22 protein-coding genes and 1 pseudogene are annotated in these 25619 nt (G+C 69.0%); 7 read left to right on the top strand and 16 right to left on the bottom strand.

Annotated features, from left to right (window positions below):
- Positions 1-123 precede the first annotated feature (123 nt).
- The gene (locus ABT130_RS10205) at positions 124-1290 is read right to left on the bottom strand and encodes a sensor histidine kinase (RefSeq protein WP_350954433.1); all 1167 of its coding nucleotides are present in this window, start codon (positions 1288-1290) and stop codon (positions 124-126) included.
- Between the two features lie 279 nt (positions 1291-1569).
- Positions 1570-2901 carry a hypothetical protein gene (locus ABT130_RS10200; protein ID WP_350954431.1) on the bottom strand — a complete coding sequence of 444 codons (1332 nt, stop codon included), beginning with the start codon at positions 2899-2901 and terminating at the stop codon, positions 1570-1572.
- Between the two features lie 319 nt (positions 2902-3220).
- Here ABT130_RS10200 and ABT130_RS10195 point away from each other — a divergent pair, with 319 nt between their 5' ends.
- The 4 genes from ABT130_RS10195 to ABT130_RS10180 all read left to right on the top strand — a co-directional run bounded on the left by ABT130_RS10195 (position 3221) and on the right by ABT130_RS10180 (position 8261).
- On the top strand, positions 3221-4639 hold the full coding sequence (locus ABT130_RS10195) for a flavin-containing monooxygenase (protein ID WP_350954430.1): 1419 nt from the start codon (positions 3221-3223) through the stop codon (positions 4637-4639).
- Positions 4640-4841: 202 nt separating this feature from the next.
- Positions 4842-6059: a saccharopine dehydrogenase family protein gene (locus ABT130_RS10190; protein WP_350954428.1), complete on the top strand. Its 1218-nt coding sequence runs from the start codon at positions 4842-4844 to the stop codon at positions 6057-6059.
- A gap of 5 nt (positions 6060-6064) precedes the next feature.
- The gene (locus tag ABT130_RS10185) at positions 6065-7216 is read left to right on the top strand and encodes a serine hydrolase domain-containing protein (protein ID WP_350954426.1); all 1152 of its coding nucleotides are present in this window, start codon (positions 6065-6067) and stop codon (positions 7214-7216) included.
- A gap of 151 nt (positions 7217-7367) precedes the next feature.
- The gene (locus ABT130_RS10180; RefSeq protein ID WP_350954424.1) at positions 7368-8261 is read left to right on the top strand and encodes a PaaX family transcriptional regulator C-terminal domain-containing protein; all 894 of its coding nucleotides are present in this window, start codon (positions 7368-7370) and stop codon (positions 8259-8261) included.
- Positions 8262-8329: 68 nt separating this feature from the next.
- On the opposite strand, the gene ABT130_RS10175 is transcribed toward ABT130_RS10180, so the two are convergent.
- The 7 genes and pseudogenes from ABT130_RS10175 to ABT130_RS10145 all read right to left on the bottom strand — a co-directional run.
- Complete coding sequence (locus ABT130_RS10175) at positions 8330-8479, bottom strand: hypothetical protein (protein ID WP_350954422.1); 150 nt, start codon at positions 8477-8479, stop codon at positions 8330-8332.
- Positions 8480-8560: 81 nt separating this feature from the next.
- The gene (locus tag ABT130_RS10170; protein ID WP_350954420.1) at positions 8561-9097 is read right to left on the bottom strand and encodes a P-loop NTPase family protein; all 537 of its coding nucleotides are present in this window, start codon (positions 9095-9097) and stop codon (positions 8561-8563) included.
- A 311-nt stretch (positions 9098-9408) separates the two neighbouring features.
- Complete coding sequence (locus tag ABT130_RS10165; RefSeq protein ID WP_350912004.1) at positions 9409-9765, bottom strand: MmcQ/YjbR family DNA-binding protein; 357 nt, start codon at positions 9763-9765, stop codon at positions 9409-9411.
- Positions 9755-9940, bottom strand: a complete 186-nt coding sequence (locus tag ABT130_RS10160) for a response regulator transcription factor (protein ID WP_350954419.1) — start codon at positions 9938-9940, stop codon at positions 9755-9757. The genes ABT130_RS10165 and ABT130_RS10160 overlap by 11 nt, the downstream gene beginning before the upstream one ends.
- Positions 9937-10059: a keywimysin-related RiPP gene (locus ABT130_RS10155; protein ID WP_350954417.1), complete on the bottom strand. Its 123-nt coding sequence runs from the start codon at positions 10057-10059 to the stop codon at positions 9937-9939. Before ABT130_RS10155 ends, ABT130_RS10160 begins: the two co-directional genes overlap by 4 nt.
- 72 nt (positions 10060-10131) lie before the next feature.
- Positions 10132-10377 (bottom strand): helix-turn-helix domain-containing protein, encoded by a 246-nt coding sequence (locus ABT130_RS10150; protein ID WP_350954415.1) that lies wholly within the window; start codon positions 10375-10377, stop codon positions 10132-10134.
- 1658 nt (positions 10378-12035) lie between these two features.
- Positions 12036-12479 (bottom strand): annotated as a pseudogene (locus ABT130_RS10145) (transposase); the annotation flags it as partial.
- Positions 12480-12959: 480 nt separating this feature from the next.
- Here ABT130_RS10145 and ABT130_RS10140 point away from each other — a divergent pair.
- Entirely contained in the window at positions 12960-13451 is a 492-nt protein-coding gene (locus ABT130_RS10140; RefSeq protein ID WP_350912000.1) for a hypothetical protein, read from the top strand.
- 49 nt (positions 13452-13500) lie between these two features.
- Here the strand turns inward: ABT130_RS10140 and ABT130_RS10135 are convergent, their stop codons facing one another.
- From ABT130_RS10135 to ABT130_RS10115, 5 genes are all read right to left on the bottom strand, one after another.
- Positions 13501-15321, bottom strand: coding sequence for an ABC transporter ATP-binding protein (locus tag ABT130_RS10135; RefSeq protein WP_350954413.1), 1821 nt, complete (start codon positions 15319-15321; stop codon positions 13501-13503).
- An 88-nt stretch (positions 15322-15409) separates the two neighbouring features.
- On the bottom strand, positions 15410-18565 hold the full coding sequence (locus ABT130_RS10130) for a lantibiotic dehydratase (protein ID WP_350954411.1): 3156 nt from the start codon (positions 18563-18565) through the stop codon (positions 15410-15412).
- Between the two features lie 45 nt (positions 18566-18610).
- Complete coding sequence (locus ABT130_RS10125; protein ID WP_350954409.1) at positions 18611-19951, bottom strand: lanthionine synthetase C family protein; 1341 nt, start codon at positions 19949-19951, stop codon at positions 18611-18613.
- A gap of 532 nt (positions 19952-20483) precedes the next feature.
- Positions 20484-20654: an FDLD family class I lanthipeptide gene (locus tag ABT130_RS10120; protein WP_350911992.1), complete on the bottom strand. Its 171-nt coding sequence runs from the start codon at positions 20652-20654 to the stop codon at positions 20484-20486.
- A 193-nt stretch (positions 20655-20847) separates the two neighbouring features.
- A complete protein-coding gene (locus ABT130_RS10115; protein WP_350954407.1) occupies positions 20848-21816 on the bottom strand; it encodes an LLM class flavin-dependent oxidoreductase in 969 nt (322 codons plus the stop codon).
- A gap of 329 nt (positions 21817-22145) precedes the next feature.
- Here ABT130_RS10115 and ABT130_RS10110 point away from each other — a divergent pair, with 329 nt between their 5' ends.
- Complete coding sequence (locus tag ABT130_RS10110) at positions 22146-22751, top strand: DUF1707 SHOCT-like domain-containing protein (RefSeq protein ID WP_350911988.1); 606 nt, start codon at positions 22146-22148, stop codon at positions 22749-22751.
- A gap of 567 nt (positions 22752-23318) precedes the next feature.
- On the opposite strand, the gene ABT130_RS10105 is transcribed toward ABT130_RS10110, so the two are convergent.
- Positions 23319-24029 (bottom strand): hypothetical protein, encoded by a 711-nt coding sequence (locus ABT130_RS10105; protein ID WP_350954405.1) that lies wholly within the window; start codon positions 24027-24029, stop codon positions 23319-23321.
- Between the two features lie 101 nt (positions 24030-24130).
- On the opposite strand from ABT130_RS10105, the gene ABT130_RS10100 reads away from it, so the two are divergent.
- The gene (locus ABT130_RS10100; RefSeq protein ID WP_350954404.1) at positions 24131-24559 is read left to right on the top strand and encodes a DUF6941 family protein; all 429 of its coding nucleotides are present in this window, start codon (positions 24131-24133) and stop codon (positions 24557-24559) included.
- 64 nt (positions 24560-24623) lie between these two features.
- Here the strand turns inward: ABT130_RS10100 and ABT130_RS10095 are convergent, their stop codons facing one another.
- On the bottom strand, positions 24624-25418 hold the full coding sequence (locus tag ABT130_RS10095; protein WP_350954402.1) for a hypothetical protein: 795 nt from the start codon (positions 25416-25418) through the stop codon (positions 24624-24626).
- Between the last annotated feature and the right edge of the window lie 201 nt (positions 25419-25619).

Genomic DNA, 25619 nt, shown 5'->3' with positions numbered 1-25619 from the left:
CCAGCCGCACCGCCTCGGCCCCGTCCGCGGCGGTGCCCACGACGTTGATGTCCGGCTGGGCGTTCAGCGCCGCGGCGAAACCGTGCCTGACGCTCTTCTGGTCGTCGGCGACCAGAACACTGATCACGCCGCCGCCTCCGCCCGCGTCAGCGGAAGGCCCGCCTCGATGAGGAAACCGCCCTCGGGCGCCGTACCGGTGTTGAGCCAGCCACCCAGCATGACCACCCGCTCCCGCATCCCGATCAGGCCGTGGCCGCCCGCGTTCGAGGAAGGGCCGGGGCCGTCGTCGCTCACCCTGATGGCCAGCGTGTCCTGCAGGTAGGCGAGCTCGATGCGCACGTTCGCGTCCGGCGCGTGGGAGCGGGCGTTGGTCAGCGCCTCCTGCAGGATGCGGTACGCCGACAGGTCGACGGCCGCGGGCAGCGGGACGGCATCGCCGATGATGTCGAGATCGACCGTCCCCCCTGCCCTGCGGTGCTCTTCCAGCAGTTCGGGTACGCGTGCCAGGCCCGGTTGCGGCGAGGTGCCGCCCGCCCCGCCGTCGGTGCGCAGCACGCCGAGCAGTCGCCGCATCTCCACCAGCGTCTCGCGGGCGGTGGTCGCGATCTGTTCGAAGCCCTCGCGTGCCGGATCGCTGAGATCCTTGACCGTGTACGGGGCGGTCTCGGCCTCCACCGCGATCCTGGAGATGGAGTGCGCCACGATGTCGTGCATCTCCCGCGCGATCCTGGCCCGCTCGGCCATGGCGGCCTGCTCGCACTGTGCGGCGATCATCTGCTCCATGCTCTCCTGCCGGACCTCCTTGACCTCGCCCCGGGCGCGGGCGAGGTCGGCCAGCAGCGCGATACCGCCGACACAGAACGCGATCATGGCCCCGTAGACCACGGCGGTGGCGAGCCCACCCCTGTTTTCCCAGCTCATCAACACGCCCAGTACGAACAGCCCGGTCAGGGCCAGCACGGTCACCGCCCAGGCCTGCTGCCGCGTCAGCAACCTGAGCAGCGTGTAGAGGGCGACGGCGGCGGATGTGGCGACCGCGAGATTGGACATGGGATAGATCCCGGTGAAGAGCAGCCCGACCCCGCCGACGAATGTCGCGGCCAGCGCCATGGGCGGATTCACCCGGCGGAAGGCCAGGGGCAGGGTCGCCAGCAGCAGGAAAGGCGTCATCATCCCGCCACGGCTCCAGACCAGCCCGACGGCCCAGACCGCCAGCCCGATCCCGATCGCCGCGTCGAGGACATGGACCGGGCCGATCCTTCTTTCCGGTAGAACGCTCATCGAAGTCATGCGCAGAATTGTGCGGGCAGGCGAGGAGTGTCCGCGTCACTCGAAGGAATGACGTTCAGCCGGGCACCGGAGCCACCGGTCAGCGTCCCCGCTCCCCCGGCGACCCGGGCGCACGGATCCGACGCCGGGCTCCCCCTGACACCGCGGTCTGCTACCGGGCCTCCTGGCGGCTACCCGGACCGAACTCACACTGGCAGCGTACGAACCCAGGGATCCGCCGCTAGGTCACGACGCTGCTGGGCGCACGAAAGGCCGAGGCCAACGGCCGGGGAACCGGCCCTACGAGGCAGGACGCATCGCCGTCCGCAGCAGGGTCAGCAGGTGGCGCACGGGGTCCGTGGCGGGCCGTACGGAGTCGAGCACGGGGAGGTCGGCCGAGCGGAGGGTGGCCGGGGGGCGCTCGGCCAGGGTGGCGACGGCTCCGGCCGCCGGGTCGCGTACCACGTAGACCGCGCTTTCCGTGGCCAGCGCGTGGCGGGAGCCGTCGGGGGTGCGCCACAGTTCGATGCCGATCGAGTCGGACAGCTCACGCGATCCTGTGACGTCGGACAGGGTCTCGGTGTCGAGGTAGCGGACCTCGCCGCCCCTATTGGAGTCAGGGGTTCCGTCCAGGATCATGATCTCGTGGCGCTGCGGGATCAGGATCGGGCAGTGTCCTCTACGGCGCGGGCGCAGGCCGATGCTTCGTACCCGTTCCAGGGTCGCGCCGGTCGCCTGCCAGATCTCCAGGCACTCGTTGCCCGCCGCGGCCAGGCGGTCCGGGGAGAGGAAACACAGTTCGCGATAGTGCTCCTGTTCCGGTGAGCGGGCCAGGACGTGGCAGGGCGGCTCGATGATGCGCAGCGTACGGCCGTCCACGGCGAGCCGGCCGGAGGACAGGTCGGCGGCCATGTGCGACGGCAGGATGTCCAGCCTCTGCTCGCCCCAGACCAGGTCCTCCTCCATGGTGACCTTTTCGATGCGCCCGCCGTCGCCGGTGTAGTAGGTCAGGTGGCAGTCGGCGGGCTCCAGATCGCGGCCGAGGTGGGGGTAGTGCCGGGCCAGCACCGCGAAACGGTCGTGGTCCAGCCAGGTCAGCGCCGCGATCAGGGAGAACTCCTCGGGCTGCAGCATCGTCCTCTCCGCGGCGTTGCGCACGAGACCGAGGAAGGGGTTCGGTGGGATCCAGTCCATGCTGAAGATGGACGTGCCCTTGTTCAGCATCACCCCGGAGTCGGCGTCGCCCGCCCGGCAGGCGACCTGGCGTCCGTCGTCGAGGTCGAACACCTGGAGTTCGTGGCGGCGAATGGAGGGCCGGCCGCTTGTGCAGACCGCCAGCCATCGGCCGTCCGGGGACAGCGAGCCGGTGGTGATCCAGCCGTCGACGGAGATTTCGAGCAAGGGGTCGGCGGTCAGGGTGGCGCACGCCTCCTCCACGGTTCCGGCCGGGGTCGCGGCGAGCAGGTCGAACAGAGGACGTGCCGGGCCGTCCGGCCGCCACCGCTCGTCGAACAGCGGCAGGACGCGATCCGCCTCGACGAGGGGGACCTGCTGCTGGACCAGATCCCACAGGTCCGCCCAGCGCCGCTCCTCCGCCGACTTCGCCGCCGCGTCCTGCCAACCATGTCTCATGTGTCCCCTCCTGGCTTCGTGATCAGGCTAGGGACACGGGCAGACGCGAGGCATCCGCCGGGCGGGGGACTTCGGGGGGCGATCCGGCGCAAGCGGGATCCAATCTGGCCGGACTCCAGCTGCGAGGCACCGTCTTGTGGACCCGAAGCCTCCAACCCGCCTAAAGATCCGAACTCAGCACAGGCCCTGGTTGAGGCGTGCATTGAGGTCACCCCGGTCGCAATCCCCCGCCATATCTTTCGATTATGATACGGTCGTTTTTATGACGACCGTTTCTAAAAAGATCGATTCTGGGGGAGGTTCGCCCCGACACGTCGATGTGCTGATCATCGGGGCGGGTCTGTCCGGCATCGGCGCCGCGTGGCGCCTGCAGCAGCGGCGTGACTGGACCTACGCGGTTCTGGAGGGCCGGGATCACCTCGGTGGCACCTGGGATCTGTTTCGCTATCCAGGTGTCCGTTCGGACTCGGACATGTTCACCCTCAGCTACGCGTTCCAGCCGTGGCGGGGGAAGAAGTCGTTGGCCGACGGCGACAGCATCCGCCGCTACATCGAAGACACCGCACGCGAGCATGGCATCGACCGGCACATCCACTACGGAACCAAGGCCGTCGCGGCCTCATGGTCCCGGAAGCAATCCCGATGGGTGGTGGAGACCCGGGAGGGTCAAGACTCTCGGGTGTGGACGTGTTCGTTCCTCTACATCTGTGCCGGCTACTACGACTACGAGCGCGGCCATCAGCCCGAGTTCGCGGGAGTGGAGCAGTTTGGCGGCCGGTTCGTGCACCCGCAGTTCTGGCCCGAGGATCTCGACACCACGGGCAAGCGGGTGGTGGTGATCGGCAGCGGAGCCACCGCAGCCACCCTCGTCCCCGCGCTGGCCACGACGGCGGCGCACGTCACGATGCTGCAGCGGTCGCCGACCTATCTGGCCGCGCTGCCCGACGTCGACCGGACGGCCGACGCGCTGCGCCGCTACCTTCCCGCACGAATCGCGCACGCGCTCATCCGCGAGAAGAACGTGCTGAGCAGCCAGCTGACCTACTGGCTGAGCAGGCGCTTTCCCGAACAGACCAAGCAGCGGCTACGCAAGTCCGCGCTCCGGTACCTGCCGGATCCGGCATACCTGGACAGGCACTTCACTCCCCGATATCAGCCGTGGGACCAGCGGCTGTGCGTCGTGCCCGACGGTGACTTCTTCCGGGCCGTGGCCACCGGGAAGGCGTCAGTGGCCACCGATCGGATCACTCGCTTCGTGGAGAGCGGGATCGTGCTGGACTCCGGGGAAATTCTGGAGGCCGATGTGATCGTCTCCGCGACGGGGTTGTCGCTGATACCGCTCGGCGGGATCGGCCTGTCGGTGGACGAGCAAATGATCAACGTGGCGGATACCACCGCCTACCGCGGGCTGATGCTCAGCGGCGTGCCCAACCTGGCCTTCTGCGTCGGCTACACCAACGCGTCGTGGACGCTACGGGCCGACATGTCCTCGCGCTACGTCGTCCGACTGCTCGATCACATGAGGCGGCACGGTCATACGACCGTGATGCCCGCGTGCCCGCCCGGGCGGGCACGGCGTCCGCTGCTCGGCCTGACCTCCAGCTACGTGAAACGCTCCGCTCACCTGTTTCCACAGCAGGGCGAGCGCGATCCGTGGACGGCCTCACAGAACTACCTGCTCGACAGACTGACGTTCGTGTTCACCGACCTCCGCAAGGGGATGATCTTCGACGGCTAGCCAGGAGCTCGCATCGTGACCGATCAGCCTGACGCCGAAGGGGCCGGCAGACTTCCGCCTCCAGCGACATCCCTCCGACCCGGGCCATGCACGTCCTGCTCCCCCAGGCCGGGTGATCGGTGGCGCCCGCATCCCGAGGGACATGCCGAGCCACACTCAAAACCGTTTTGCTAGAAACGTTCGTTTTAGATACGTTCGTTACATGAATGAACATCGAGTGGTCGCGTTGGGTGGGGCGGGAGCGATGGGCAGGCCCGCGGTCGAGACGCTCGCCGGTCGCGAGGACATCGCGGAACTGGTGATCGCGGACCGCGATCTGGCCGCCGCCGAACGACTCGCCGCCCAGCTGGCGGGCACCGCGTCCGCCACCCTGGTCCCGCAGGCGGCGGATGCGACGGATCCGGTACGGCTGCGCGAACTCTTCCGAGACGCCGACATCGTCGTCAACACAACGGGGCCCTTCTTCCGGCTCGGCGTGCCCGTACTGAAGGCGGCGATCGATACACGCACCCAGTACGTCGACATCTGCGATGACTGGGAACCGACACTGGACATGCTCGCGCTGGACGCCCAGGCGCGGAGCTCGGGCGTGATCGCCGTGATCGGAGCCGGGGCGAGCCCGGGCACGAGCAACATGCTGGCCGCGCTCGCGACACGTGAGCTGGACATCGTTGACGACGTCTTCACGGCCTGGCCGGTGGACGTGCCGTTCGTCGGCGACGCCCCTGACGAGGACGCGATCGCCGGCGCCTCGGCCGCCACCGTGCACTGGATGCAACAGTTGTCCGGAACGATCCAGACCTGGGACGGCGGCAAACCCGCCGAGCGGCCCCCGCTCGAACCGGTCACGCTGGACTACCCGGGGCTGGGCACGGGCACCGTGTACACGGTCGGTCATCCCGAGCCGGTGACCTTGCCGGGGACCCGCTCGATCACTCGCAGCTCGGCCTGCGTCATGGTCGTCCGACCGACGACCGCGGCGTACCTGATGACCCTGCGCGACGACATCGACCGCGGGAAGCTTTCTCTGGAGCAGGCCGCCGCCGCGATCGACACCCCGACCGCAGGCCATTTCGCCCGGTCCGCCCTCCGCCGGCCCTGGCTGCGTGGCCCAGGCGCGCTGCCCGCCTTCTTCGCACTCGCCACCGGGAGCCGGGACGGCCGGCCGCACACGGTCGGCGCCCGGATGATCGCCTCCCCCCGTGGGATGGCCAGGGCGACCGGCATCCCCCTGGCCCTGGCAGCAGGCCAGATCCTCGACGGGTCGGTGCGCACCCATGGCGTCCATCCCCCCGACGCCGTACTCGACCCCGAGCGATACTTCGACGCGCTGGCCGCCCAGTGCGATCCGCCCCGGCCCCATCGCGGCGAGGTGGTCAAGGTGGATCACGCACCCGTCGCTGCCGCCACGACCCCATGACCGGCATGAGCACGCCCGACGATCGCGTACTCCGCGGCGACGTCGCGCCCGGCTGGGAACCGGTTCGTGACGTGTTCGCCGCGATCATGAGCAGGCCGGACGAGCGTGGCGCCGGGTTACATGTCATTCACCGCGACAGGACCGTCGTGGACCTCTACAGCGGGACCGACGGCGAAGGACCCTACAGTCCGGACACCCGCCAAGTGGTCTTCTCCGCCTCGAAGGGCATCGCCGCCGCGTGCCTGGCAGTGCTCGCCGACCGCGGCGATCTCGACTTCGACGCGCCCGTGACCAGGTACTGGCCCGAGTTCGGCCGCCACGGCAAGTCCGAGATCACTGTGGCGCAACTACTCAGCCATCAGGCCGGGCTCATCGCCCCCTCGCGCCGGGCCACCCTCACCGACGTGCTGGAGGGGCGCCCGCTCGCGGACGCCCTGGCCGATGAGCGGGCGCGCTGGCCCCCGGGCCGGCCCGGATACCACGCGGTCACCTGGGGCACGCTCGCCGACGAACTCGTCCGCCGCATCACCGGCGACCGGCTCGGCGAGGTGCTCACCGAACTGGTGTGCCGCCCCCGGGACCTGGCGATCAGCATCGGCACCCACCTCGGCCCCCCGCCTTCCCCGGTACACGCCGCCACCCGGGTCCCGCTCCTGGTCAGGCTGACCACCGCCGTCTTCGCGCGCCCCGGAACGCCGCTGTGGCAGGCGATGACCGTGCAGGGGGCCATCACCGACCCTCCCGACCTCTGGGTACGACGCCCGGAGACCCTCGCCGGACAGCTCCCCGCCGCCAATGCCGTCACCACCGCCCGGTCCCTGGCCCGGCTCTATGCCATGCTCCTGCCCGGGGCCGAGGCCCCACTCATCAGCGACCGCACCCAGAGCGCCGCCGTACGGCCTCGCGCCGTCGGGCGGGACCGGGTACTCGGCCTCCCGTCGGCGTTCGGGTGCGGATTCGCCCTGCCCAGCCGCGCCTGGCGACTCGGCTCCCCCACGGCCTTCGGTCACCCCGGCATCGGCGGCGCCCTAGGCCTCGGCGACTCTCGCCGCCGGCTCGCCCTGGCCTTCCTGCCACGCACCATGCCCGCCGACGCCCTGAGCGACGTTCGCCACCGCATCCTGCTGGACGCGGTGACCACCGTCATCGGTCCATGAACCACTCGTGGCGTCATCAGATTCGATAGTTCACCTACGTCAGGCAACGAGGTCTGTGACGTCGGTAAACTCGTGCACGCTGGGCACCTCATCGTCCGCCCGCATCCGCCAGCGCCTCGGCGTCGCCCGGCCACTCCTGGAAGGCTGCAGCATGACCGCCGCACCCCGCATGCCGGGACCGGACGTCCAGGTCCCCACCCGGATGCTCGTCGAAGCGCTCGTCCGCGCCGACCTCACCGTCGACACCGGCGAGCTCTACGCCACCGCCAACCTGCTGGGCATGACCGACCAGCAGGTGCGCCTGTGCATCAAACGGCTGGTCGCCGAGGGACGCTTCACCCACGAGGGCAGAGGACGCAAAGCACAACTGCGGGCCACCGGCACCACCGAACAGACCATGGGCCTCGATGTCGAATTCGTCGCCCACGCCTTCCGCCAAGACGCCGGCATCGCCCCCTGGGACGGCACCTGGCACCTGGTCGCCTTCGCCGTCCCCGAGACCGCGCGCACCGCACGCGACGCCCTGCGCGTCGCGCTCACCCGCCTGGGCGGAGCATCGATCCAAGGGGGCCTGTATCTCAGCGCCAACCCGTGGGAACCCTACGTCGAGGACCACGCCCGCCACCTGAACGTCCTAGACCACCTCACCTTCGCGACCACCCGGGACCTGCGCCAGGGCGACCAAGACGATCCCGCCGCACTCGCCCGTGCCCTGTGGCCGTTGGCCGAGATCGCCGAGCGGTATCACCGGCTCACCGCCGTCGCCCGACTCCGGCGCGAGCGCCTCCACGATCACGCCGGCCTCTCCGAGCCACAGCGGCTGACGATCGCGGTAGAACTGGCGGCCGAATTCACTCGCGTCATGGAAGCCGACCCCCTCCTGCCGCCCCAACTGCTCCCGCAGCCCTGGCCTGGTACCCAGGCCCGCGCACTGGTCGCACAGTGCTGGTCGCTCCTGGACGAGAGCGCCGGCCCGGACGGCGAGAACATCCGCCTTTTCCGCCTCTACGGCGACATGACCCGCCCAGCAGCCACTCGAACGTGACAAGCACTCCGCCAGGCTCTGACCGCAACACCGCTACGAGCCCTGCCGGACCCGGTCGAAGCCGAAGGTCATCCGCGACGACCGCCTCGGCGGGTCTCGTTGGAGAGCCTGCCGCCGTCGATCTCCCTGCGCAGCCCGTCCCTACAGGCCACGGTCCCGGGCGTGATGACCATGAGGTGGGCCGAGTCCCCGACACGATGGCCGCGTTGCGAGGTCACGGGCTCGGGATGGCCGGCAGCGACACTTCGCGGCAGATGTCGCCGAGGGCACGGGCGTCATGGGGCCGGTCTCGACCGGCTTCAGACCTGGGAGTCGACCGTTATCCCGGCTCGCCAGCGGCGGACCTCGCCACTCGTGCGCAGATGGACGACCGTGAGATCAGGATGCCGGTTGATGCGGTCGGCGGTCTCGTCTCTCCTGCGTTCGTACTGCGACCAGGCCCAGCGGATGGGATGCCCGGCGTCCAGCCAGTCGCGGAAGCTCTCCCGGTTGCCGTTCCACAGCTCGCGTCGCGTGACCGCTCGGACGATCGAGCGCCGCACGACCCGCAGCATGATGGCCGAACGGGGGAGATCCAGCCAGATCACCGTGTCCGCGCGCCGCCACAGCAGATCCCCCAGGGCGCCGTGATACTGGTCCTCGGTCACCCAGCGCGGCCCGGCCGAGAACGCCTCCACGTCGGACACGAACTCCGGCCGCTTCCCCCAGCCCGGCCCATGATGAAGAGCGTCGAGCTCGAACCGGGGTAACTTCAGCGCGGTCGACAACGCCACGGCCAGCGTCGTCTTTCCCGATCCGGAGATGCCCGAGATCAACACCCTGTCCATGACACTCAATCCGACCCACCTTCGGTTGCCCGTAACGCGCACACTGCCCGACACCGGTCCGTTCGCCGCCGGGCGATCCTCGCCCGCCACGTGCGTACGATGTGGCGACGATGCCGCTGCCGGCCGGGAGGCCTGCTGCGCCGGCAGGCCGTGGACGCCGCGGACCGGTGACGTCAACCGTCGGCGACGGTGGCCCTGGCCGACGCGTCGCGGGTCTCGGCGTTCACAGGTTCCGACAGGTCGAGGCGCGCCCTCGCCCCCCTGCGAAGCAGCGGTCACACCCGCGTCGTTCCGTACCGCCGCCTTCGGGTAGGCCCCACTCACTCCAGGCGGGCGACCAGGCTCTTGGGCGCGACGGTCCGGTAGGCGTCCCCGACGATCTCGGCGATCTCGGTCCAGTCCTGGGGAACGTCGAGACGGACACCGAGCCAGCCGCGGTGGCCTACGTACGGCGGACGGAAGAAGCGCTCGGGAGCCTCGGCGACCAGGGCCTCCTGGACGCCGGGCGAGGCGGCGCACCAGAAGGCGAGCCGGTCGTCGTGATGGTGGTCGGCGTACATCACGAACGTCTTCCTGCCGCGGACGAACCAGGTCGGCTCGCCGTGGCTGAGTCGTTCGGTGGTCTCGGGGAGCGCGAGGCAGAGCCGGCGCAGCGACTCCAGCGGATCATCGGCCATGGCCAGACGATACTTCGCCCAACGCCACGTCGGGCCGGGACTCCCTGGCCGGCCGCACCGCCTCGGCCCCGTCCGCGGCGGTGCCCACGACGTTGATGTCCGGCTGGGCGTTCAGCGCCGCGGCGAAACCGCGCCCGATGCTCTTCTGGTCGTCGGCGACCAGAACACTGATCACGCCGCCGCCTCCGCAATGAGACGGCCCACGATCCGGTCACCTACCCGGCAGCCGGAGCCGGCGGTATCGGCCGCGAAGGAGCCGCGCGCGACGAGTGCGGGAGCCTGGTAAACCTTCATGAATTCCCCCTCTCGGCTACCGGAATTCAACGACATGGCAGTCATTTCGCCAGGCCGGCGGACCGGCAATTCTCATTGGTGACGATATTCGTGCTTCGTCGGCTCGCCACCCGGGCGGCTTAGGCGGTGTGTGTAGGACGCCATGCACGCCTGCAGGCGGTTGGCGAACTGGAGCTTTGACATGATCTGCGCCAGGTGGGCGCGTACCGTCCGTTCGCTCACGATGAGCCTGTCCGCGATCTCCTGGTTCGACCCGCCGTCGGCCAGCAGGAGGAACACCTCCAGTTCCCGCGGCGTCAGCCGGTCCAGGAACCCCAACGCGTTTACCCACCCTGGTTCCGGCGCGCTAATCATGATCTCCACGCGTCTCCCCGTTCCGAAGTATCGGCCGTATCTTGCACAGGATTTAGATCAGAGGATCGGATTGCTGATCACGGCGAGCGAAGTTGCCGTGTCCCATGAGGAGCGCGTGGCATGCGGGAGGATCCCTGCTCATGGGTGACCGCGACCGGCAACAGGAACACGGTGAGGACTGCGCCGACCTGGCCGCCGCCGGCCGCGGTCGTGGGCGACGTCTGAAAGCGGACGAGGACCCACCACTGCCGCGCTGCCGAGAGTCGCGGTTGTCTGCCACGGGCGACTGCGGCGAGCCGGACCCGCTCAAGATGATCCCGCCACGCCAGGGATACCACACCGTATCCGGAAGCTGCCTGTGGACCAGGCAGCCAAGGATCAGGACCCACGCCGGGCCAAGGGCGATGACCACCTGACCGAGCCGCGCGTCGGTGCGCGAGCCCACCCTGAGAGGATGGTCGCAATGGTGCCGATTAGGCGCTCGTAATCGATCGCGCCCTCGGATTCTCGCTCTCTGGAGCAAATCCGCTGGCGATTCCCATATCACGCTGGCCGTCCACACTCGATTGGGGGCGACAGAGATGTTCCGGCGAACCACGGAGAAGACGAAGATCCCCGTCTCGCGAAGGTGCCGACCTGTCCAGCGAAGTCGGCCATGAAGACCCATGGGCTCTGTACGGATCGCACCGAGTGGTCGATGCGCATCCGGCTACCGCCAAGGACCCACGGGAAGGAGGGAAGAAGCCATGCTCTACCGCCGGTGTCGTCTCAATCAGCCGCTCCACCGCAACGTCGACCGGCTCCCCCCTCGGTTCGGAGAACTCCTCGGCGACCGCCCCTTGGCCCAGGACGAGTCCGCGGTCCTCCCTCCCCGGTCATGGGCGGCCGGTTCGCTCACGCTTTTCCGAAAGGCCCGGCCAGGCCTGGAGGGGCGCGTGAAAGTTCCCAGGACTCCTGGCGAGAACCGCCATATACCATAATGAATGCGCCATAACTCCCTAACCCCCTACATAGGTGTGATACAGACATTCGGGAGACTAACATCATTTTATAAGATTTGTAGTGATTGCCGATATTTTTCGTGATCAGGTAACATGACGAAGTTCCAGCCGCCACGGGCCGTGGAGCGCGATCCGCCTGTGTCCGGAACTCCTGGCACGGATGCTCGCGATTCAGCTTGCAGGGCGTTTGATTTGAGCAGATTGCACCTTATGTTCTAGCGACGTTTTCTCAGTAGAATCCGATTCGGATAGAAGGGTTTTCCGTAGCTCAGGCATGCCGTTCGAGTGGACACGCAGACAGATCGCTACGCCCCGAAACAGGCGTGCAGCCTCCGGTGGAAGAGGTCTCACCATAAGATCTTTCCACTACCAGAAGGCCCCACGTGATCGCCTGTCGAGCCATGCTCGACGTCTCCCGTGAACTGATCAGTTCGTCGTCGGCCCACTGCGCACCGAATGCCGGAGTCGCGGCACCAGGACGGGCTCCAGGGCGCCGACCTGCCGGGTTCAGGCTCTGTTCGCGATCGCACGGTTCCGGGACAGGCCCGATCTCGCCCGGCCCGGCAAGGCCTTCGGCGTCTTCCTGGCAAGATCACGTGAAAGTCGGCGAGAAGATGTCAGATAGGCGCCTTGCCAGGTTGGGGCGGCCCCGTCCGCTATGCGGTTGGCGCGGCTGTTGATCGGGACAGTGTGGATCATGGCTTGGGAACCGGCGGGGAGGGTTTCACAGTCGCGGGCCAGGCGGCGGTATGACATGAGCCGGCCCGGACTTCGCTCGACGACCCAGCGGCGTTTGCCGACGTGAACACCTCGAGTCTGGATGTTTCCGGAGACGACTTCGACGCCGATGCCAAGCTTGGCGCCGTGTTCGGTCGCGGTGTTTTCGAAGCCGGTGCCGGCCCAGGCTTTGGATATCGTCGGGTAGCTGTTTTAGGCCCGGTCGAGCAGTCGTATTCCGATGACGTTGTCGGACAGGCTTGCGGCAGTGACCATCACGGCGAGGATGATGCCGAGCGCGTCGGTGACGATACCCCGCCTACGGCCGACGACCTTCTTGTTCTTATCCCGGTGCCGGGACAAGAACAATTAGTTGAGGCGGCCACCTTCACCCCGAGCACGAGTAGTTCGCCGTGCACGCGCCGGTACCCCCACCCGGGTTCTCCCGGGCCAGGCGGAGCATCGGGGCGCGGATGGAACGCACGGCCGGCCCGGCCGCTTCGGTCTTGACCGATGCGCGTGCAGTGCTGTGATCAACCGGCGCGAAGCCGGCTAATAGCCTTCAAGGTTACTCCATCCATGATCACGTCCCGCTGGCGGGACAGCGCAATGGCAGCGGCACATCCCCTGGCCCGGAACTGCGCACTTCGAGTGGCGCTTTTGGCGGCCGGGACGGACGAGGATGGGTTTCTGAGGATTCTAGCGGGCATTTAACGGACGTTTCCACGCTCAACGGGAGGCCGGTGGACACAACGCCCGCGTGCCACCGGGGAGAAGCACTATTATAGCCCTCGAATTGATGCGACGGCCCATGACGAAGGAAGCAGAATGCCCCTCGGCACCGACGGTGAGAAAGATGGCGAGAAGGATGGCGAGAACCCCCAAGATTGGAAGACCGGTGTCGGTGAGATGGTCGCCGACCTGTTCTCCTATTGGATGTTCGGCCTGGGCGCCTACACCGCCGGGGAGTCCGACCGCCAATACGGTCCCGTCAAGCTCGTGATCTGGACCGTGTTCGCGATCGGCATCGCGGCGGCCGTGTCCGCAGTGCGGATCGCCTTGTTCGGCGAGCCTCGGGCCGGCTGGGGGATCGCCCTGGTCCCCCTGATCCTGCCGATGGTCGGCGCCCTCGCGTACCGGCCCAGGCACTACGTTCCCGGCCTGGTCCTGGGCGTGATCGCCGGCCTGCTCACCACGGTCGGCCTGGGCCTCGACCTCGGCGCGACGACGAGCTCCTTCTGGGGCGGGCTGGCCGTGGTGTCGGCGGGCTTCCTGGTCTGCTCCGTGGTGTTCGCCGCGGTCACCTGGCCACGCCGGTGACCCCCGCGTAGCGCTCGGCCAGGCGTCCCCGGCCGAGCGGTACGCGTACTCAGGCCCTGGCCTCGACGGGCTGGTCGAGGTAGCCGGCCGCCTGGAGTCTGAACAGCTTGGCGTAGACGCCCTCCCGGTCCATCAACTCCGCGTGGGTGCCCTCTTCGAGCACCTTGCCATGGTCGATGACCACGATGTGGTCGGCCACCCGCACCGTGGAGAACCGATGGGCGATCATGAGCGTGGTCGACCGGTCGGTCAGGCGGGTCATCTGGCCGAAGATCTCCGCCTCCGCCTCGGCGTCGATCGCGGCGGTCGGCTCGTCGAGGACCACGATCGGCGCGTTCCGCAGGAAGGCGCGGGCCAGCGCGACCTTCTGCCACTCCCCTCCCGACAGCTGCCTGCCGCCCTCGAACCACCGTCCCAGCTGGGTGTCGAGCCCCTTGGGCAGCTCGTCGATGAACGGCAGGGCGCCCGCCTGGCCGGCGGCCCGCCGGACGGCCTCGTTGTCGTCCAGCGCCGCCACACTGCCGAAGCCGATGTTCTCCCTGGCCGACGCCTCGTACTGCACGAAGTCCTGGAAGATCACGCCGACGTTGCGGCGCAGCTCCTCCAGGTCGTACTCCTCGATCGGGTGGCCGTCGATCAGTATCTCGCCGCCGGTCGGCGCGTAGAACCTGGCCAGGAGCTTGACCAGGGTGGTCTTGCCGGCGCCGTTCTGGCCGACCAGGGCCACGCACTGGCCGGCGGGCAGGAACAGGTTCAGGTTCGACAGCACGGGGGTGTCGGTACCGGGGTAGGCGAAGGTGACGTTCCTGAACTGCACGCCCTTGGTCAGGGTGGCGGGGAACGGCCTGCTGCCGCTGGGGAGCGCGTCCTCCGGGATGTCCAGGAAGGAGAACAGGTTGCCCAGGAACAGGTTGTGCTCGTACAGCTGGGCGATGCCGCCGAACAGCGATCCCAGCGCGCCCTGCACCAACGTGATCGCCGCGATGTACCCCGCGAACTGACCCACCTGGCCGGTGCCGACCGTGGTGGACACCGCGAACAGCACCGCCCCGCCGGCCGCGGCCACGCTCAGCAGGCCGAGCAGCGCCGACGCCACGGCCTGCCGGCCCTCCAGTTGGCGGTCCACCGCGTAGAACCGGCCCACCATCGCCCGGAACCGCTCCAGGAAGAGCGGGCCGAGGTCGAACAGGCGGGTCTCCTTGAATGTTCGGTCGGTCGTCACGAGGTACTGCAGGTACGTCGTACGGCGCCGGTCCGCGGAACGGTCGTGCTCGATCTTCCAGCCGAGCCTGCCGAAGAACAGGTTGGCCACCATGGTCGGCACCGGGGCGAGCAGCACCACCAGCGCGACCCGCACGTCCCAGGACAGCAGCACCACGGTCACCGACACCAGGGAGACGGCGTTGGAGGTGACCGCGATCAGGTCGGCGAAGATCTGGTACGGCCGGAACCCGGCCTCACGGGTCGCCCGCTGGAGACCGTCGTAGGTCGTGGGGTCCTCGAAGTGGCGCAACTGGAGGCGGATGGCCTTGGCCATGATGCGCTCGTTGACCTGGTTGGCCATCCGGTACTGCAGGAGCGTCTCAAGGTAGTTGCGGCCGACCGCGAAGAAGTGCGCGAGCGCCATGAGGCCGGCCAGCGCGCCACCGGCCCACAGCGCCGTGCGCAACCCGTCGCCATCGGTCACCGCGTCCGCCACGGCCTGCACGGCCATCGCCGTGAGGTACACGTTGAGAGCCGGGATGACCGAGGTCACCGCCGTCAGCGTGAGGACCCCCACCACGTGCCGCGGGTTGACCTCCCACAGCAGCCGCAGGGCGCGCGCCCAGTATTTTCCCTGCCGGCCGGATTGCGTGTCCGACACCATCATCTTCTCCTCACCGAACCTCTTCCACCCGCCACCGTGGAGACGGCGACCGCGTCTCCCGATCCGTTACCCAGAAACGTCTGACAAAGGTTCACCGCCGGGGCCGTCCCCGCACGGCCCGGATGGCGAGCAGCCACAGCGCATGGACGGCCCGCTCGCGGTCCTGGTCCATTCCGAGTAGCCGGTTGATCTGCATGTGGGCCAGGCTCGCCAGGATGCGCCGCTCGTCGCCGACCAGGCGGCCCTCGTCCGCCAGGTTCCGTACCCGTGTGCCTGCGGCGGCCAACGTGTCCCGCTGGAGCGCGAAGACCTGGCGGAGCGTGCCCAGGTGTGCCCGGGCGACCGGATCGGGGTGCCGGTCCCAGGGTTCGACCAGGTCGCACAGGGTGCGCTGGATCTGCCGGAAGCGCTTGCGGATCGGATCGGCGATGTCCATCTCCTGGTCGCCGGCGATCCGCAGCGGGTCCAGGCCCCAGTCGCGGTACAGGTGGTGCACGGCCATGACGGCGAGGACGTCGGGCTCCAGCCCCTGGAGGCCGACCCGTAGCAGGGCCGCCAGTTCGGCCGACACGTCGCTGTTGGCGGTGAAGACCTCCTCCAGGGTGCCGATCGCCAGCGGGCCACCGTACCGCTCGATCTCCCTGTCGTAGCCCACCAGGGCGAGGTCCGCGGCAAGGCCGGCCCTGACGCACTCCCGCGCCCAGGCGATGCACCGGGTGGTCACCTGTGCGATGTCCGCCGGGTCCGTGCCCCGCACCCGCACCCGCACCCGCAGGTGCGGGCCGGGGTCGCAGTAGCGGATGTAGAACCAGCGGTCGATCAGGCCGTCCGCGCGCAGCCCCGCGACCAGTTCCCGCAGCGGCCCGACGATGACGTCGTCGTGCTGGTTGAGCGCGGAGTACAGCTTGAGGTAGACCCACTCGTCGCCCACCAGGCGGCGGCGGGGCACGGCGGGCAGGGTGCCGGCGGGGGGCACCTGCGAGATCGGGGGGCGGCGTACCTGCGCCGGATCCCTGGCGAGCATGGGCACCACGATCTCGCTCAGGTACCGCCCGCCGGCGTCGTCGCCGAGCCACGCCTCCGGCATGCCGGGAAGCATCTCCTGGAGCACCAGAGGGCTCCCCGCGCCGCCACGCTCGGCCCTGCGCAGCTCCTCCTCAAGCTCGGCCGCGCACAGTGGGTGTTCCAGGTCCAGGAGCAGCCGGTTGTCCATCCAGGACAGGTAGACGTACCTGGGCACCCGCCAGGTCTCCCGCCACCGCGCCAGCCCGGCGCCGAAGTCGCCCTCGCCCAGCATTCGGGAGGTGAGTGTCCACTGCGCCGGGTGCAGCACCGCCCGGCCGCGGACCACCCTGGGCAGGTACGGCGCGGCCGCGGCGGGGCCCCAGTCGAAGCCCACGTGCGGCATGAAGCCGTCCTGGGACAGCTCGATCAGCAGGCGGCAGACGTTCGGCGCGTTCTGCGCGGAGAGCATGTGGCCCTGGGTGACATAGACCTCCTGGCCGAGCCGGGCCGAGCGCAGGTAGAAGCGGTCGGCGGTGGCGCCCACCAGGATGTCGCCCAGCGCGATCCGGTGCTCGGGGACCACCGAGGGCGAGGTGTTGATGCAGATCTCGTAGCGGCGCAGCGGCGGATGGAAGGTGACGTTCCCGCCCCTGCCATGCGGCGGCACGTAGCTCAACTCGGCGAAGATCGCATCGGGGTACAGTTCCTCCTCCGCGCGCGCGAACTCCTGCAGCCGGGCCACCGACTCCTCGTCCAACAGGTCGAAGAACCGCCCGAAGGTACGACCGCCGTCGGTCATCGCGCCCGGCGAGACGACGAACCGCCACTCCCCTGCGTCGATCGCGGCCGGCGACTCGGCCGCGATCTGCCCGTAGATGTCCAGCGACGGCCGCAGCGCGGTCCGCTCCCCTGGGGGCCGCCAGGCGGTCAGCCGGGCGAGCAGGTCATCGGTGATCTCGATCTCGGCGAGCCCGCGGTGCAGCGCGTCGGCCGCCAGGGAGGCGAACACCAGGTCCCTGCGCCGGCTGTCCTCCTCGGGGACCGCGGCGAGCGGGACCGCACGGGGCGGCATGGTGTACGTCGGCGGGGCGTCGAGGCCGGTCTCCGGGCTGAGCACCTCCAGCAGCGGCACCTCGGCGTCCACGCCGTACCGCTCCAGGAAGGCGCTGTGGTACTCGACGATGTGGTGCGGACGGCGCCGGGTGACGCCGAGGCGCAGCAGCACGTCGGTGGCCTCCGCCGCCACGGTGGCGACCTGCCGGGACAGCTCGCCGCGTGCCGCGAGGGCGGCGTCGACCTGGTAGGTCTCCCGGGTGTTGCCGGGCGTCATGGCGCGCTGCCGGGCGGACAGCCGGTCCAGCGCCGCGGTCCCCGCCGTACCGTGCGCGTCGTCGATCGCGTCGGCGAGTTCTCTGACCTCGGTGAGGCCGGCCCGCACCGCCTCCGTGCCCGCGACGCCGTCCAGCCGCTTGAGCAGATCCAGCTCGGACAGCGGCGCGGTCATCGCCGGCCGCAGATCGCTGATCAGCACGTGCAGGTCCCACAGCTGGGCCAGCAGGGCACGGGCCTTGTCCGGGGTGGCGCCCGGCACGTCGGTGGCGATCCGCTCGGCAATCTCGGCGTACGTGGTGCCCGGCACGGCGGCCATGCCGAGCGCCAGCTCGACCGGCGCCGTGACCCGGAACCCCACGTGCCGGTTGTCGGCCGTGCCGTACACGTCGGCGAACGACAGCACCGCACGGTCCCCGACCCGGTACAGCATCGGGTTGACGCCCACGTGCAGACCGTCGCGCAGCGTGTCGTCCTCTTCCAGTTCCTTGATGAGGGACAGCAGCCAGCCGGCGTCCGCCCGGGTACGGGTGCGGGCCAGCGGGTCGCGTGCCAGGTGGAGGGAGGTGGTCCCGGCGAACCGGCCCCCGCCCACGCCGGAGAACAGGCCATAGGGCGTCGGCCTGGTCGCCATCCTGGTCCCGTACCGCAGCAGCGTCGAGTAGGCCCGGGCCACGCGCTTCTCGTCGGCGCCGGACAGGTGCGCGAGACCCGCGGTCATGCTCGGGCTGGCCACGTGCAGCGCCTGCACAAAGCGGGGGTGCTCGCTGAGCGACCTGAGTCGTTCCCTGGCGCCGTCCGCGCCACCGTCACCGGAGAGCAGTCCGGTGAACGTCTGGACGGGCATGATGGGGGCGCGCAGCAGGAAGAATCCGGCCGGGGTGTACAGCCGGGATGCGGGGGTGTTCGTCATCGGTTGCCCTCTCCGTCGCTCTCGTCGCTCTGTCGCCGGGTTCGGTCAGCTGATGAGCAGCGCCCGTTCCCATCGGGTGGACGCCGACACGGACACCGACCACAGGGCGAGCGCCACCCCCGCGGCACCGGTGAGCAGGCCGGGACTGTCCAGCAGGACGCCCGGCTGTTCGAGGTCCTGGACGCCGAGCGGCAGGTCGGGGTCGCAGTGCTCCAGCACGGCCTCGGTGAGGACGGGGAGCGTCCGGCGCGCCACGGCGCTGTCGGTGTCCCTGGCGAAGCGCGCGCAGATCGCCAGCAGGCCGGCCGCTCCGTGGCACAGGGTGGCCGAACTGAAGTGGCCCTCGCCGGCGAACCTGTGCAGCACGCCTTCCAGCGCGGAGCTCGCGAACCGGCGCAGGGCGTGGTCGTCCAGCGCGTCGGCGGCGTGCAGCAGGGCGCAGGCCACTCCGGGGGTGCCGTAGCACCAGGCGACCCGGGCCGGGGCAAGACCGTGCCGGTGCTCCGCGCCGGAGGCGTCGAGCGGGATCCCCATGGCCCAGCTGGGGCCGTGCTCGTCGGCGATGGCGGCGTCCACGAGGTAGTCGGCCACCTGTCGGATCGTGGTGCGCACCGGCTCGCCGCCGTGCCCGGCGCGCCGGGCAAGGGCCAGCGCGGCCAGCGGGCCGGGGATCCCGTGGGCCAGGCCGAGGTTGACGTACCCGTGCGGATAGGCCTCGTGGTAGTCCTCCGCGGGGAAGAACTCCGGCGGTATGAACCACGGCCGGCGTTCCCCCGTCCCGTCGCACAGCCACAGCAGATCGTCGATCAGTCGGCGGACGGCCTCCGCGGCGACGGGCTCGGCCGAGTCCGCGTCGGCCATCCTGGTGAGGCTGCCCGTGGCGCCCACGATCACGTCGTAGTCGTGGTCGGCCACTCCACCGGCTCCCCCGGCGCGCCGCCAGGACGGGGCGGTGAGCACCTGGTCGGCCAGCTTGCGGTCCAGACCGCGGGCGGCGGCCTCGTACCGCGGGTCGTCACTCGCCGCGTCGGCCAGGACGAGCGCCAGACCGGCCGTGCCCGCGGCCATACCGGCGTCGGCCAGCGGCTCCTCGTGAGTGCTGCGCACGGCGGTGACCACCTGTTCGTGGGCGAGGTCCCGCCAGTGCTCGGCGTCGTCAGGCAGCGCTCTGGCGGCCTGGCGGAACAGCAGCGCGCTGCTCCCGTGTCCCGAGTACAGGGAGGCACCGCCCCAGCCGAAGGGGTACCGAGCGGTCTGCTCGGACCTGGCCACGGCCAACCGCACCACCTCGGGGTCGGCGAGCCTGCGCGCGATGAGCTCGGCGGTCTTCCTGGCCGCTTCGGACAGCGCCTTGGTGACGTGCCCGGATTCGACAAGTGTGCTCACGGATCTCCCTATGGGTCGCGCAACCGGCGGGCCTGGTGAGGGGCGCATCCCGGTAACGAACCGGGAGCCGGGACGCCGGTCGGCGGACTCCTGATCGCCACCTCGGGCGACAGGGCCGGTGGAAAAAGCTTTAATGAGAGGTGGCCGCCGTACCCGCGGCGTGAGGCGTTGGCGGGGCACGGCGGCTTCAGTGGTGGGCCCGCCGTGATTCCAGCGCGGCGGATCCATCCACACCCCCGAACACGGCTTTCCGACGCGACGATCGGAAAACGCTTCCTTATTCCTGGCTCGCGGGCCGGACGGCATATTGTGGGACGTGATTCCGGAGGCCGTCATTCGTGACGCACATGACGCGCCGACGGCTCGCCGGGCGTATTGCCGTTTTCGGATGGCACGGCTTTCCGAAATCGCGACCCGTCTTACCTGAGCCGTTCCCGCGGTGTGCGGCCGCCGTGCCCGCGAGTTTTCTGCACGGACACGGCGGCTCGGGCGGGGCCGCCGAGATTCCAGCGCGGCGGACCCTTTCAGCGGACTACCAGCAGCCGAGCGGGCACTGCGTGATGCAGCTCACACAGGTGCAGCTACGGCAGGTCACCCGGGTGCAGACCAGACGGGTCACCACGCTGATCGAGTCGGGCTCGGCGATGTCCCCGGGCTTGGCGACGCGGACGTCCAGGTCGAACTGGTCCCTGACAGCAGACATGTGTCTCCACCTTTTCATTTCTGGCCGTTAGGCCAAATGGGCTGGCGCATGTGACGAGCGGAAATCCGGGGTGGTCTTTCCGGCGTTCAACCGTCGGGGCCCGCCCGGCTTTCCTCTTCCGGCGCCGGACTCTGTCACACACATTCATCCTGACATTTCAGGACCACATGGCTCTATTGTCGATTACGCCGATTTACTCGAGGGCCGCCAGCACATCGGCCAGGTCGGCCAGCGCCGCGCCGGGACCCTCGGTGGCCAGCACGCCGCAGGAGTTGAGCACGACCTCGTCCGCGCCGGCCTCGTGGAACCGGCGCAGTTCGGCCGCGATCTCGTCGGGCTTGCCCGCCACGAACGCCCCGGCGTCCAGCAGTGCCCTGGAGACATCCGCCGGGCCGAGACCCGCCAGTTCAACCCCCGCCCGGCGCAGCATGTCGGCGTAGTGCCCGGCCTCCAGGTGCGCGCCGGTCGCCACCCGGACGAGCCGCCCGATGTCCCGCCCCGGCCGCTCGACCGCGACGTGCACGACGGACACCACCCGGGGCGGCCGGGGACGACCCTGCGCCCCGGCCCGCAGCGCCGGGAGCAGGACGCCGCCCAGATATCCGGCGGGCACCAGCCAGGTGATTGCGACGTCCGCGACCGCCCCCGCCGTACGCGCCATCATGGGCCGCAGCACGCCCGCGCCCACCTCGACCCCAGGATGCTCGGCGGGCAGCAGCATGCCATGCACCGTGAAGTGCTCGCCCTCGTGCTCGACGGCCCGGCCGTCGAGCAGGGCGCGTACCGCCGACAGGTACTCCTCGACCGCCCGCCGGGGGCTGCGGTACGGCCGGCCGGCCAGGTTCGCCGTGAACTCCGGGTCACCGGCGCCGAAGCCCGCGACGTACGGCCGGCCGGTGAGCACGGCCAGCGACCTGGCCTCGACTGCGGCCTGGTAGGGATGGCGCAGCGGCAGCAGCGTGACGCTGGAGCCCATCGGCACGCGCAGCCCGCGCCCGGCCAGGTAGGCGGCCGCCAGGTGGGTGTCCACGTTCAGTGACTGGCCCAGCCACAGGCGTTCAGCCCCCGAACGGAGCACGAAGTCGGCGAACGGCACGACCACGTCCGGATGGCTGATCTGCAACGGGTAGACGACCGAGACGGCGAGGGCGTTCGAAGACATGTGAACCTCTCACATCGGGCGGATGGCACGGGGTGCCCATCGTGGGGCGCGGTGTCCAGATCCCTCAATTGGCGGTCCTGACGATTTCCGGCCCGGCCCGGTGGAACCTGCCGGTTGAGCCGGGTCGGGGCGCGGTGCCGGCCTTACGGCCGGCCCGTCTCCCCGCCCCGCTCGCCGCACCCGCCCTCTCTGCCGGACCGAGCCCGCTCCCCGGCCTGCCGCCACACTGCCGGCCCTTCGTCGGCATCCAGAGGCCGCGGGCGAGCTGGACGTGACCGAACCCCCTGGCAAGCTCCCCGTCAGGATGAATGAGAACTATCGTGGCCAGCATGGAAAATCCCCCTCAGCGTAGGGACTCCCAGATGTCACACCTGCGCGCCTCGGACAGCAATAGGGAGCAGGTCAGCACCCTGCTCGGTGAAGCCCTGAGCACCGGTCAGCTGAGCCACGAGGAGTACTCCGAGCGCCTGGACAGGCTCTACCAGGCCAAGACCGTGGGGGAGCTCGAGGTCCTCACCCGCGACCTACAGGTCGACCGGCACCGTCCGGCCGCGACCCCGGTGTCCTACCTGCCGGATGCGAACTCCAAGCCCGAGAACATCGTCGCCATCTTCGGCGGTGCCGAGCGCAAGGGCCGCTGGCGGATGCGGCGGCGGACCAAAGCGCTGGCCGTCTTCGGCGGCCTGCGGTTTGACCTGACCGACGCCGAGTTCGAGGCGAAAGAGGTCGAGATCACGGTCAACGCGATCTTCGGTGGGGCCGAGATCATCGTGCCCGAGGGGACGGAGGTGCGCTGCCATGGCATCGGCATCTTCGGCGGTTTCGACGTGCACAGCAGCCCAGACGTCGACCCGTCGGCGCCAGTGGTCGTGGTGAGGGGCCTGGCGCTGTTCGGCGGAGTGAGCGGTAAGGCCCGGCGCCGGCGCGAGCGCTGAGCGACGCGCCTGGGGCGCTTCGAAGGCGTCAGGGCGTAACCACGTCCTGGAGCACCGCAATCGTCCGGCACAGGTGTTCACCATCACTACCGGCTCCGAAGCCTGGTCATCGGTGCGACGGCCATCTTCTTGATGGCCGTAGGCACCTTTTTTGATTATCTTCCGCTACGCCTGACCCGCGTCGGCCTCCTGGCAGGGAAACGACCCCGGCACGGCGAAGGGGCCTGAATCAGCGATCCTGGTTCCTTTTCCATTTCAGCACATCGAGTCTGCTCCGTCATGGTGACCGACCTGCGGTGATCCCCTGGAAAGCGTTCTAAGCCGGGCTTTTGGCCTTCACTGCTTCTCGTGCCCATGTGCCCTGTGCTCCCAGATCTGGAGGGCCTCCAGCGCCGGGTCCAGCCATGCGCGAAACCCGCTCGATCATGAGACTGAGCGATGACCTGTCGCTGTCTTCGGTGCTCTCACGGGGCAGGGACGAAAGGCAGGAGACCGTTCCGTGGCGATGCTCCTTGATCACCTGACCCCGTACGGTCCCGCCCAACCCGACTGATCTTCGACTCAGTACTACTCGATCAGATAGCAGGAATGCGCGCCCCGCATCCAGTCGCGGCCGAACTCCCGGCCGGTGACTCTGCCGATGAGCGTGAAGGCGGAGGTGACGCACTCCGCGAGGGGCGGGCTGTAGCCGTCGAGCGACAGCTGCATCAGGTCCCCCCATTCGTCGGGCACGTCCTCGTCCTCGTCCTCCTCGGCGTGCGTCTCCGACCATTCGGCGTACTCGAGCCAGCCCGCGGGGAGGTCAGGGTCGGTTCGCCAGCTCGTGTCGGCCCAGTCGAGCCGCAGGCCCTCGGCGTAGGCGTCGAGGGCGTGCGGGTCGCTTCCGCGACGGCCCTTGGGCCGGGTGATGTTCATTTCCGTCACGTAGCCGCCGTTGACCGCATACAGGATGGTTCCCGGGTCGTTCACGTGCCGGCTCAGCCCGAGCGCCCGGCCTCCCGTCGATAACTCGGCGAGAGCGTCGATGGACTCGACGCCCTGGTACTGAAGCACCTGGGTCCACCTGTCGTTCAGCTGACCGATCCACACCACACCGCGGTCTTCGGGGAAGCTGTTCTGTCCCAGCTCCGCCCAGCTCAGCTGAACCTCGCTCCCGAGATCCGCGCCCATGAGCCGCGCGGTGTCACGCACTCCCCAGTTCTCCACCCATACGGCCAGGAACTCCTGGCCCATGCCGTATGACCGGACGAGGTGCCACAGACGCTCCTGGTGTCTCACTGTTCCTCCTTGAGAATGGGACAAAGGCTGCCGGTACGACAGATCTGTCGTACCGGCAGCCTAAGTCCGGCCGTATCGATGAGGCTGAGAGCGGTGAGCTGATGGAGGCGTTTCTCCTCCTGTCGGACGCAGCGAACGCGGACACGGGTTCGAGCAAGGTCGACTTGCTGGGCACCGGCTGGTCGATAACGGGTCCGAACGTTCCACCGGCGGCCATCTCTGCGTTTCTCCGTGCGCCGTGGGGTGAGCTGAGTGGAGAGATCCAGTTCCGGCTCCGCCTGGTTGATGCAGCGGACCAGGACGTGCGCCCCTTTGCTGACAGTGACCAGCCCTTGAGCTTCGACGGGGCATTCACAGTGTCAGAGGCAACACAGCTAGACGGCATGGGCGGGAAGATCCCGCTAAACGCCGCCTTCTGCATGGCGCTTCCGCCGTTGCCTCTTCAACCGGGGCATATCTACCGATGGGTTTTGGAAGTCGCAGGCGACACGGTCGCATCGGTCGATTTCGCGGTCCGCTCGAAGAATTGACCTCCGTCCGCACGAGGAGCCCCCGCCCATCCTCCGCCGAAGGACAAGCGAGGCTCCCTGGTCATTACCGCAACGTGTTGATGAGCTCCTTCGGCTCAGGCACGGAGAGACCCAAGGGATCCTCCAGATCCTCGTAGTCGATCACCTCATCGGCCGGCGGAGGAACAACCACGAGCGGCATCCCCCAATCGGTGTAACGGGTGTCGACCCTCTCGATCTTCGCAAGCCTGTTCTCGCCGGCCACACGCTTGTTGGTCAACAATCGCTTGGGCAGACCCGTGGCATCAGTCCACAAACGCCAATAAATCTTCGGCTTGGCAAGTGTGCCCTGATAGAAGAACCCGCCAGACACCGGCTTGACCGTCGCCCCCCTCAGCAGGGTCTTTAAGGCAGCCGGGTCGAACACGTTAACCGCCGTCTGCTGGCTGGCATAGTCGACGGCGGACCTTGGCAGCACTGACCTCGACCAGGTCTTGCCCTGAGGTAGCGAGTAGATGCCGGAGATGTACAGATACCCGCTGACAACAGTCATGTGGAACGGGCTTGCCAGGTCGGCCAGCAGTTCGTTGGTTTCCGCCGCCTTCGCGCTCTTCGCGTCAAGCACCGACTGCATAGAGGTGTCGACGGCGACGGGACCGGCGGGGCCGAGCTGGAGCCTGCTGGTGAGCCGGTCTCGGGTCGAGGTCGTGTCTTTAAAGATCGTGCGCGAGATTTCGGCGATCTGCACACCGTGTTGGGCCCGCAACTGCCGTTTGACCGCCTGCGCCGGGTCGGGCGGGCCGGTCTGCGCGGCCGCGGGTACGACGGCGGACACGGATGCGATCAGGGTGGCGGCTGCGAGGGCGAGCCATCGCCTCATGGGGATGTCCTTCGTGGGGGGACGCAGGGAGATCATCCTGCCAGAAACGCGAAGAAGCCCCGCCGTTCCGACTTTCCTTGTCCGATCCAGCTGAAGGTTGCGAGCGGCCGATTTCTTGACGTGCTGCTCGCAAGGTATATCCGGCCGCGGGGCTCGGATTCTGGTCAGACTTACCTTGCGAATTTACTGGATCATGGCGTT

The organism is Streptosporangium sp. NPDC001681 (genome assembly GCF_040298085.1).
In the GTDB taxonomy this organism is placed as follows: Bacteria; Actinomycetota; Actinomycetes; order Streptosporangiales; family Streptosporangiaceae; genus Streptosporangium.
Note: the sequence above shows the minus strand (reverse complement) of the source record. Positions and strands in the feature narration are given on the sequence as shown.

What these genes read in the sequence shown, in the direction of transcription:
- ABT130_RS10185 (WP_350954426.1), top strand. Translation starts at nt 6,065, where the DNA reads ATGAGCACGCCCGACGATCGCGTACTCCGCGGCGACGTCGCGCCCGGC.
- ABT130_RS10110 (WP_350911988.1), top strand. Translation starts at nt 22,146, where the DNA reads ATGGAAAATCCCCCTCAGCGTAGGGACTCCCAGATGTCACACCTGCGC.
- ABT130_RS10115 (WP_350954407.1), bottom strand. Translation starts at nt 21,816, where the DNA reads ATGTCTTCGAACGCCCTCGCCGTCTCGGTCGTCTACCCGTTGCAGATC.
- ABT130_RS10155 (WP_350954417.1), bottom strand. Translation starts at nt 10,059, where the DNA reads ATGAAGGTTTACCAGGCTCCCGCACTCGTCGCGCGCGGCTCCTTCGCG.
- ABT130_RS10095 (WP_350954402.1), bottom strand. Translation starts at nt 25,418, where the DNA reads ATGAGGCGATGGCTCGCCCTCGCAGCCGCCACCCTGATCGCATCCGTG.
- ABT130_RS10120 (WP_350911992.1), bottom strand. Translation starts at nt 20,654, where the DNA reads ATGTCTGCTGTCAGGGACCAGTTCGACCTGGACGTCCGCGTCGCCAAG.
- ABT130_RS10200 (WP_350954431.1), bottom strand. Translation starts at nt 2,901, where the DNA reads ATGAGACATGGTTGGCAGGACGCGGCGGCGAAGTCGGCGGAGGAGCGG.
- ABT130_RS10190 (WP_350954428.1), top strand. Translation starts at nt 4,842, where the DNA reads ATGAATGAACATCGAGTGGTCGCGTTGGGTGGGGCGGGAGCGATGGGC.
- ABT130_RS10100 (WP_350954404.1), top strand. Translation starts at nt 24,131, where the DNA reads ATGGAGGCGTTTCTCCTCCTGTCGGACGCAGCGAACGCGGACACGGGT.
- ABT130_RS10130 (WP_350954411.1), bottom strand. Translation starts at nt 18,565, where the DNA reads ATGACGAACACCCCCGCATCCCGGCTGTACACCCCGGCCGGATTCTTC.
- ABT130_RS10180 (WP_350954424.1), top strand. Translation starts at nt 7,368, where the DNA reads ATGACCGCCGCACCCCGCATGCCGGGACCGGACGTCCAGGTCCCCACC.
- ABT130_RS10135 (WP_350954413.1), bottom strand. Translation starts at nt 15,321, where the DNA reads ATGATGGTGTCGGACACGCAATCCGGCCGGCAGGGAAAATACTGGGCG.
- ABT130_RS10140 (WP_350912000.1), top strand. Translation starts at nt 12,960, where the DNA reads ATGCCCCTCGGCACCGACGGTGAGAAAGATGGCGAGAAGGATGGCGAG.
- ABT130_RS10205 (WP_350954433.1), bottom strand. Translation starts at nt 1,290, where the DNA reads ATGACTTCGATGAGCGTTCTACCGGAAAGAAGGATCGGCCCGGTCCAT.
- ABT130_RS10165 (WP_350912004.1), bottom strand. Translation starts at nt 9,765, where the DNA reads ATGGCCGATGATCCGCTGGAGTCGCTGCGCCGGCTCTGCCTCGCGCTC.